We start from the raw sequence: 5974 nt of genomic DNA, 5'->3' as shown, positions 1-5974 counted from the left end.
GCTCCGCCGGGGTTGCCGCCCCGAACAGCGCGGCGGCAACCCCGGCGGAGCCACGGGAGCCCGCCTTCCTCGCCCGCCTGCCCGCGCGGCTCGGCCGGGACCTGCTGGCGCTGGAGATGGAGGACCATTACGTCCGCGCCCACACAGCGGAGGGAAGCGACCTGATCCTGATGCGGCTGCGCGACGCCATCGCGGAACTGGCCGGGCTGGACGGGATGCAGGTCCACCGCTCCCACTGGGTCGCTGCCGCGGCCGTCGCCGGGGTGGAACGCAAGCCGGACGGCAAGCTGGTGCTGGTCCTGCGCGACGGCCGTCGCGTGCCGGTCAGCCGCAGCCATGCGGCGGCGGTCCGCGAGGCGGGCTGGGTGGAGAAGATCTAGGCAAAGACGACGGGGCCGTGAGCCACGGCCCCGTCGGGGTCCGTCACTTCGCCAGGTTGCGCAGGACGAAGTTCAGCACGCCGCCGTTCCGGTAATACTCCACCTCGTCCACCGTATCGATGCGCAGCAGCAGCGGCACCTGCCGCGTCTGCCCGTCGGCGCGGGTGATGGTCATCGTCACGTCCTTGCGCGGGCGCAGGTCCTGCTCGATGCCGTCGATGTCGAAGGTCTCGGTGCCGTCCAACGCCAGATCGTTGCGGGTCAGACCGTCCTTGAACTGCAACGGCAGGATGCCCATCCCGACGAGGTTGGAGCGGTGGATGCGCTCGAAGCTCTCGGCGATCACCGCGCGAATGCCCAGCAGCTTGGTGCCCTTGGCCGCCCAGTCGCGGCTGGAGCCGGTGCCGTACTCCTTGCCGGCGATCACCACCAGCGGCACGCCCTCCTGGGCGTAGCGCATGGCCGCGGTGTAGATCGGCAACTGCTCGCCCGAGGGGTAGTGCCGGGTCTCGCCGCCCTCCACGCCCGCCAGCATCTCGTTGCGGATGCGGATGTTGGCGAAGGTGCCGCGCATCATCACCTCGTGGTTGCCGCGCCGCGCCCCGTAGGAGTTGAAGTCCTGTGGGCGCACCTGATGGCTCAGCAGATACTCGCCGGCCGGGCTGGTCTTCTTGATCGAGCCGGCGGGCGAGATGTGGTCGGTGGTGATGCTGTCGCCCAGCACGGCCAGCGCGCGGGCGCCCCGCACGTCGCTCACCGCCTCGGGTGTCTTCGGCATGTCGGCGAAGAAGGGCGGCAGCTTCACGTAGGTGCTGCCCGCCTGCCACTCGTAGGTCTGGCCCTCGGCGGTCTGGATGCCGCGCCACTGCGCCGGCCCCTCGAACACGTTGCCGTAGCGGCTGCGGAACATCTCCGCCGACAGCGAGGCGGCGATGGCGTCCTGGACTTCCTGGTTGGTCGGCCAGATGTCCTTCAGATAGACGGGCTGGCCGTCATGCCCGGTGCCGATGGGGTCCTTGGCCAAATCGATCTTCATGTTGCCGGCCAGCGCGTAGGCGACGCACAGCGGCGGCGAGGCCAGATAGTTCGCCCGCGTGTGCGGGTTCACCCGGCCTTCGAAGTTGCGGTTGCCCGACAGCACCGCGGCGACCACGAGGTTGCCCTCCTCCACCGCCGCGGCGATGGGGTCGGGCAGCGGGCCGCTGTTGCCGATGCAGGTGGTGCAGCCGTAGCCGACGATGTTGAAGCCGAGCTGGTCGAGATAGGGTTGGAGCCCGGCCTTGGCCAGATAGTCGGTGACCACCTGCGAGCCCGGCGCCAGCGAGGTCTTGACCCAGGGCTTCGATTTCAGCCCCTTCTCCACCGCCTTGCGGGCCAGCAGGCCGGCGGCCACCAGCACCGCCGGGTTGGAGGTGTTGGTGCAGGAGGTGATGGCGGCGATCACCACCGCCCCCTGGTCGAGATTGTAGCCGCAGCCCTTCACCGGAACGGAGCGGTCGGCGTCCTCCGCCTTGAAGGTGCCGACCAGATCGCCGCCGAAGCTCTGCGCCGCCTGGGACAGCGGCACGCGGTCCTGCGGGCGCTTCGGGCCGGCCAGCGACGGTTCGACCGTCGTCATGTCCAGTTCCAGCGTGTCGGTGAAGACGGGGTCCGGCGTGCCGGCGTCGCGCCACATGCCCTGGGCGCGGGCGTAGGCCTCGACCATCGCCACGCGGTCAGCGTCGCGGCCGGTGAAGGTCAGGTAGCGGATGGTTTCCGCGTCGATCGGGAAGATGCCGCAGGTGGCGCCGTATTCCGGGGCCATGTTGCCGATGGTGGCGCGGTCGGCCAGCGTCAGATGGTCCAGGCCCGATCCGTAGAACTCCACGAACTTGCCGACCACACCCTTCTTGCGCAGCATCTGGGTGACGGTCAGCACGAGGTCGGTGGCCGTCGTGCCCTCCTTCAGCCGCCCGGTCAGCTTGAAGCCGACGACCTCGGGGATCAGCATGGAGATGGGCTGGCCGAGCATGGCCGCCTCCGCCTCGATGCCGCCGACGCCCCAGCCGAGCACGCCCAGCCCGTTCACCATGGTGGTGTGGCTGTCGGTGCCGACCAGCGTGTCGGGATAGGCGACCAGCTTGCCCGCCGGGTCGGTGTCGGTCCACACGCCCTGCGCCAGATACTCGACGTTCACCTGATGGCAGATGCCGGTGCCCGGCGGAACGACGCGGAAATTGTCGAAGGCCTTCTGGCCCCAGCGCAGGAAGGCGTAGCGTTCCAGGTTGCGCTCGAACTCCAGCTCGACATTCTTCTCGAAGGCGGAGGGGTTGCCGAAGAAATCGACCATCACCGAATGGTCGATGACCAGATCGACCGGCACCAGCGGGTTGATCTTCTTGGGATCGCCGCCCAGCGCGGCCATCGCCTCGCGCATCGCCGCCAGATCGCAGACCGCCGGCACGCCGGTGAAGTCCTGCATCAGCACGCGCGCCGGGCGGTAGGCGATCTCACGATCGGACCGCTTGTCATGAAGCCACTGGGCCACCGCCTTGACGTCGTCGGTGGACACCGTGCGCCCGTCCTCGAAGCGCAGGAGATTCTCCAGCAGCACCTTCATCGAATAGGGCAGCCGGGAGAGGTCGCCCAGTCCGGCGTCCTCCGCGGCCTTGATGCTGAAATAATCGTAGCTCTTGCCCCCGACGGACAGGGAACGGCGGGTTTTCAGCGAGTCCTGACCGGTGAACGTCGTCACGGTACCCCTCCTTCGCGTTATTGGCGGACCGGCCGGGCGGCGGCCATGGTTTCCGCATGTCTCAACCGCCTGATTTAGTGCCGGTCCCGCCCCCCTTCAAACGGCGCCTTGCAAAGGGCAGGCAAGCGGAAGCGTGGGGGCTGCGCTCTCTTCGTGCGAAACGGGGCCGGTCCGTACTAGAATCGCGCGAAATGATTACCACGCGATCGGGCGGAGCGGCCCGGCGCGCGACGGGTGGAGGAAACGGAATGGCATGGCGCGCCCCAGCCCTGGCGGCGGTGGCCCTGGCGATGGTGCTGCTGTGCGCCCCGGTCGAGGCCGCCCCGGAGCCGCCGCAAGGGGCGCAGTTCTTCCCGCACCTCGTCTACCGCAGCGGCCCCTACGCGCCCTACGGCATCCCGCTGGCCGACGGCGTGGCCGACTATCTGACGCTGATCAACCGGCGTGACGGCGGCATCGGCGGCGTGCCCATCGTTTGGGAGGAGTGCGACACCGGCTACAACACCGACCGTGGGGTGGACTGCTACGAGCGGCTGAAGGCCAAGGGGCCGACCGGCGCCGCCGCCGTCCTGCCGCTGTCCACCGGCATCACCTACGCCCTGATCGAGCGCGGGGCCGCCGACCGCATCCCGGTCTTCTCCTCCGGCTACGGGCGGGCGGACGTGTCGGACGGGCGGGTCTTCCCCTACGCGGTCAACGCCCCGGCCAGCTATTGGACGGGCATCGACGCCGCGATCAGCCACATCGCAACGGAGCTGGGCGGGACGGAGCGGCTGCGCGGGCGGAAAATCGCCTACGTCTACCACGACAGCGCCTTCGGCAAGGAGCCGCTGCCCATGCTGGAGGCGCTGCGCGGCCCGCTGGGCTTCGAGATGCGCAGCTTCCCCGTCGCCCCGCCGGGGCTGGACCAGCGCGCCGTGTGGACGCAGATCGCCCGCCACTACCGGCCCGACTACGTGATCCTGTGGGGCTGGGGCGTGCAGAACTCCACCGCCCTGCGCGAGGCCGCCGCCGCCGGCTTCCCCGTCGACCGCATGATCGGCGTCTGGTGGGCCGGGTCGGAGCTGGACGTCCGGCCGGTCGGCGCCGCGGCGGTCGGCTACAAGGCGGTGGCCTTCCACGCCGCCGGCGCGGACCTGCCGGTGATCCGCGCCATCCGCGAGCAGGTCCACGACCGCGGGCTGGGAGCCGGCGACCCCGGCCAGATCGGCACGGTGCTCTACAACCGCGGGGTCTTCAACGCCGCCGTCCTGGTCGAGGCCATCCGCACCGCGCAGGGCAAGTACGGGCGCCGGCCGCTGACCGGGGCGCAGGTGGCCTGGGGCTTCGACCATCTGGACCTGACCGCCGAACGGCTGGCGGCGCTGGGACTGGACGGGTTCATGCAGCCGCTGCGCATCACCTGCGCCGACCATGAGGGGATCGCGCCCCTGCATGTCCAGCAGTGGGACGGGGAGCGCTGGCTGGACGTCTCCGGCCCCATCGAGCCGCGCCGCGCCCTGATCCGCAAGCTGGTGGCGGAGTCGGCCCGGCGCTTCGCGGCGGAACGCAAGATCGAACCGCGGACCTGTGAGGAGAAGCCTTAAGTTGGGCGCATCGCGACGTAGCGGCAGAAGCGCAACCCGCTGCCCAGCACGCGCAGGCGCGACCACCACAGCGCCAGCTCGCGGGCCAGCGCCTTGAGCACGCGGGGCTCGGGGGCGGCGGTCTTCAGCGCCTCGCCCAGCCGGCGCACCCGCTCCACGGCCTGACGGCGGTGGAACTGGGTGAGATCCTCGGAAATGCGCAGGTCGAGGTTGCGCTGGGTCAGCTCGTCGGCCATGCGGGTGGCCGACCAAGGATAGACCTCCAGCGGCTCGGAATCGCGCCAGCCGTTCCAGCTCTCCCAGGAGGACGGGGTGCCCTCGATCACGTAATCGAACAGCAGCACGCCGCCCTTCGGCTTCACGCAGTCGCAGACGCGGTCGAGGAAATTCTCCTTGTCGCGCACCCGGTGCATCACCCGGTCGGCCAGCACGAGGTCGAAGGCGCCCGCCTGGTTGAAATGCTCTGGGTCGTAATGGCCGATCGGGGCCTTTTTCGACACGCCCAGCGCCTTGGACCGCTCCATCCCCAGCTTGGCCAGCAGGGGCGACATCTCCAGCCCGGTCACCCAGGTGTCGTAGCTGTCGACGATGCCGCGCGCCGGCCCGCCCAGCCCCGCCGAGAGGTCCAGCACGCTCTTGGCCGGATTCAGCCCGAAGGAGCGGACGGATTCGACCATCCATTGCGAGTCGCCGGGACCGACGCAGTCCGGACCCCACAGCATCTGCGCCCCTTCCGTGCGGGCGACCGACCAGACCGGTTCGCCCTGGCGGTCCAACTGCAGGTTTTCCAGCCGTTCCAGGTCGGCGTCGGCCCGCGGCGCCTCGGGCGGCAGGGCGGTAGCCGGCGTGGCGGAGCCCAGCGCCGCCACCGGGCCGCGCAGGGGCAGGCGGGAAGCGGGGGCCGTGCGGGCCAGGCGGGACAGCGCGGCGAGGTCGTAGCCTTCCCACCAGGCGACGAATTTCGTCCGCCAGTCGGGATTGCGCCAGCGCTCCCTATCCTGAAAATTGTGCCGCATCCGGCGCTGCGTTTCCAAAATTGCTGCCCCACGAAGGACGGCCACCGCCGGCATCAACGGATACCGCACAATATAGAGGTAGACCTCAACAGTCGGCGAGTCAAGTAACCAGCACGAACAGTTGGAGAGGACTTGCCTGAACTGTCGCGAAAATTTTATCTAACTGTGAAATATTTCCGCAACACCCATGGCTTGCGGCTCCGAAGGCGACGCGCGGCAAAGCGGCCAAAGCGCGCCGCGTTGCAGCATGGCCCTGCA

At 69.6% G+C, this 5974-nt stretch carries 4 protein-coding genes; 2 read left to right on the top strand and 2 right to left on the bottom strand.

Annotated features, from left to right (window positions below; genetic code table 11):
- A partial coding sequence (locus tag GBZ26_RS26140; protein WP_174441341.1) for a LytTR family DNA-binding domain-containing protein occupies nucleotides 1-380 on the top strand: 380 nt, incomplete at its 5' end.
- 43 nt (nucleotides 381-423) lie between these two features.
- Here GBZ26_RS26140 and acnA read toward each other — a convergent pair.
- On the bottom strand, nucleotides 424-3114 hold the full coding sequence (gene acnA / locus GBZ26_RS26135) for an aconitate hydratase AcnA (protein ID WP_174441340.1): 2691 nt from the start codon (nucleotides 3112-3114) through the stop codon (nucleotides 424-426).
- A 248-nt stretch (nucleotides 3115-3362) separates the two neighbouring features.
- On the opposite strand from acnA, the gene GBZ26_RS26130 reads away from it, so the two are divergent.
- Nucleotides 3363-4700: an ABC transporter substrate-binding protein gene (locus GBZ26_RS26130; RefSeq protein WP_174441339.1), complete on the top strand. Its 1338-nt coding sequence runs from the start codon at nucleotides 3363-3365 to the stop codon at nucleotides 4698-4700.
- On the opposite strand, the gene GBZ26_RS26125 is transcribed toward GBZ26_RS26130, so the two are convergent.
- Nucleotides 4697-5716: an SAM-dependent methyltransferase gene (locus GBZ26_RS26125; protein ID WP_174441338.1), complete on the bottom strand. Its 1020-nt coding sequence runs from the start codon at nucleotides 5714-5716 to the stop codon at nucleotides 4697-4699. The genes GBZ26_RS26130 and GBZ26_RS26125 overlap by 4 nt on opposite strands.
- Between the last annotated feature and the right edge of the window lie 258 nt (nucleotides 5717-5974).

The sequence above is a fragment of the Azospirillum formosense genome, assembly GCF_013340925.1.
GTDB classification, from domain to species: domain Bacteria; phylum Pseudomonadota; class Alphaproteobacteria; order Azospirillales; family Azospirillaceae; genus Azospirillum; species Azospirillum formosense.
Note: the sequence above shows the minus strand (reverse complement) of the source record. Positions and strands in the feature narration are given on the sequence as shown.